Origin of the sequence: Bradyrhizobium sp. TM233, assembly GCF_036247965.1 — a bacterium.
GTDB lineage: Bacteria > Pseudomonadota > Alphaproteobacteria > Rhizobiales > Xanthobacteraceae > Bradyrhizobium > Bradyrhizobium ottawaense.
This window is the reverse complement of sequence record NZ_BTIG01000089.1, coordinates 1-2,455: the sequence shown is the minus strand read 5'-3', so window position 1 is coordinate 2,455 and position 2,455 is coordinate 1. Positions and strand designations below refer to the sequence as shown.

4 protein-coding genes are annotated in these 2,455 nt (G+C 64.2%); all 4 read left to right on the top strand.

Annotation, left to right across the window (positions count from 1 at the left end):
• Nucleotides 1-146: 146 nt before the first annotated feature.
• On the top strand, nucleotides 147-341 hold the full coding sequence (locus tag AABA86_RS33685; protein WP_028139921.1) for a twin transmembrane helix small protein: 195 nt from the start codon (nucleotides 147-149) through the stop codon (nucleotides 339-341).
• A gap of 2 nt (nucleotides 342-343) precedes the next feature.
• Nucleotides 344-916, top strand: coding sequence for a cob(I)yrinic acid a,c-diamide adenosyltransferase (locus AABA86_RS33680; RefSeq protein WP_338309806.1), 573 nt, complete (start codon nucleotides 344-346; stop codon nucleotides 914-916).
• A gap of 126 nt (nucleotides 917-1,042) precedes the next feature.
• Entirely contained in the window at nucleotides 1,043-1,792 is a 750-nt protein-coding gene (locus AABA86_RS33675; protein ID WP_212247215.1) for an electron transfer flavoprotein subunit beta/FixA family protein, read from the top strand.
• On the top strand, nucleotides 1,792-2,455 hold a 664-nt coding region (locus AABA86_RS33670), incomplete at its 3' end, for an electron transfer flavoprotein subunit alpha/FixB family protein (RefSeq protein WP_338309805.1). The genes AABA86_RS33675 and AABA86_RS33670, both read left to right, overlap by 1 nt.

Genomic DNA, 2,455 nt, shown 5'->3' with positions numbered 1-2,455 from the left:
TCTCCCCGCAAGCGGGGAGAAGGGAAGCGGAAGGGCCATTCGCGCAAATCGGAAATCATCTCATGAGCTTCTGATATTATGGGCATAAAAGCCAGATCGGGAACGCCATGGCGGACCGGCGCGCACGGTGTTATCACCCCCCCCCAATGGCATCTCTCCTGACAACTTTCATCCTGCCGGCGGCAGCCGGCGCCGTGGCGTTGGTGCTGCTGCTCGGGCTCATCAACATGATGCGCGGCGGCTCGCCCAACACTTCGCAGAAGCTGATGCGCTGGCGCGTGCTGCTTCAGTTCGTGGCGATCGTCATCGCAATGCTCGCGGTCTGGGCGATGGGACGGTAATCATGGTCATACTGAATCGCATCTACACGAAGACCGGTGACGACGGCACGACGGCGCTCGGCTCGGGCGAGCGCCGCCCAAAATACGATCTGCGGATCGAGGCCTATGGCACGGTCGACGAAACCAATGCCGCGATCGGCGTGGTGCGGCTCCATGCCCAGGATGCGCCCGAGCTCGATGCGATGCTGGGCCGCATCCAGAACGATCTGTTCGATCTTGGCGCCGACCTTGCGGTCCCGGAGCGTGAAGGCAAAGCCGAGCGCCTGCGGGTGGTGGCGAGCCAGGTCGAACGGCTCGAGCGCGACATCGATGCGCTCAACGACAAGCTCGCACCGCTGACCTCCTTCGTGCTTCCCGGCGGCACGCCGACTGCGGCCCATCTCCACGTCGCCCGAACAATATGCCGCAGGGCGGAACGGGTGATCGTGGAACTGGCTGCCCGACCCGGGGAGCAGGTCAGCGCGGCTGGCATCCAATATATGAACCGCCTGTCGGACTTCCTGTTCGTGGCCAGCCGAGCCGCCAACGGGAACGGCGCCGGCGACGTGCTCTGGGTTCCGGGCCAGAACCGCTGACCCATCGAGCTCTCGCATTTCAGAGGGCTAAAATTAGGCCCGTTCGCGCGTTGACCGGGGCAGATCGGGCCTTTAGGTTCCGCGCCAGTTGATAACCCCCCTCCTAAATTGAGTGAAAGAGGATCGATGAAGGTCTTAGTGCCGGTAAAGCGGGTGGTCGATTACAACGTCAAGGTCCGCGTCAAGAGCGATGGATCGGGCGTTGAACTCGCCAACGTCAAGATGTCGATGAACCCGTTCGACGAAATCGCGGTCGAGGAAGCGCTGCGCCTGAAGGAAGCCGGCAAGGCGACCGAAGTCGTGGTGGTTTCCATTGGACCGGCGCAGGCGTCGGAGACGATCCGCACGGGTCTTGCCATGGGCGCCGATCGCGGCATCCTGGTGAAGGCCGAGGGCGCGGTCGAGCCGCTCGCGGTCGCCAAAATCCTGAAGAAGGTTGCGGAAGAAGAGCAGCCCGGCCTGATCATTCTCGGCAAGCAGGCGATCGACGACGACAGCAACCAGACCGGCCAGATGCTGGCTGCGCTGCTCGGTTGGTCGCAGGCGACCTTCGCTTCGAAGCTCGAGGTCGAAGGTTCTGACTTCAAGGTCACCCGTGAAGTCGATGGCGGTCTCCAGACCGTGAAGCTGAAGGGACCGACGATCGTCACCACCGATCTGCGTCTCAACGAGCCGCGTTATGCTTCGCTGCCGAACATCATGAAGGCCAAGAAGAAGCCGATCGCGGACAAGACCGTCGCCGATTACGGCGTCGACGTCGCTCCGCGTCTCGAGGTCGTCAAGACGACGGAGCCGGCCGGCCGCAAGGCGGGCGTCAAGGTCAAGGACGTCGCCGAGCTGGTGTCGAAACTCAAGAACGAAGCCGGGGTGCTCTGATGACGACGCTGCTGATTGCCGAACACGACAATGCGTCGCTCAAGGATGCGACCAACAAGGCCCTGACCGCGGCTGCCGCGCTCGGCGCGGACGTCGAGGTCCTCGTTGCCGGCCAGAACGCCAAGGCCGCGGCGGACGCCGCTGCCAAGCTTGCCGGCGTCAAGAAAGTGCTGCTCGCCGATGGCGAGCTCTACGCGCACGATCTTGCCGAGCCGCTTGCCGCGCTGATCGTTTCGCTGGCTTCCGGCTACGATGCGATCGTCGCGCCCGCGACCTCGCGCTTCAAGAACGTGATGCCGCGCGTCGCCGCCCTGCTCGACGTCATGCAGGTCTCGGAAATCATCAAGGTGGTCGCCCCCGACACCTATGAGCGCCCGATCTATGCCGGCAACGCCATCCAGACCGTGAAGTCCAAGGACGCCAAGAAGGTCATCACGGTGCGGACCTCCACCTTCGCCGCAGCCGGCGAGGGTGGCAGCGCACCGGTCGAGACCGTGGCGGCGGCGGCCGATCCGGCCCTGTCGTCCTTCGTCGGCGAGGAGGTCGCCAAGAGCGACCGTCCCGAGCTGACCTCGGCCAAGATCATCGTCTCCGGTGGCCGCGCCATGCAGAGCCGCGAGAATTTTGCCAAGTACATCGAGCCGCTCGCCGACAAGCTCGGCG

What these genes read in the sequence shown, in the direction of transcription:
- AABA86_RS33680 (WP_338309806.1), top strand. Translation starts at nt 344, where the DNA reads ATGGTCATACTGAATCGCATCTACACGAAGACCGGTGACGACGGCACG.
- AABA86_RS33675 (WP_212247215.1), top strand. Translation starts at nt 1,043, where the DNA reads ATGAAGGTCTTAGTGCCGGTAAAGCGGGTGGTCGATTACAACGTCAAG.
- AABA86_RS33685 (WP_028139921.1), top strand. Translation starts at nt 147, where the DNA reads ATGGCATCTCTCCTGACAACTTTCATCCTGCCGGCGGCAGCCGGCGCC.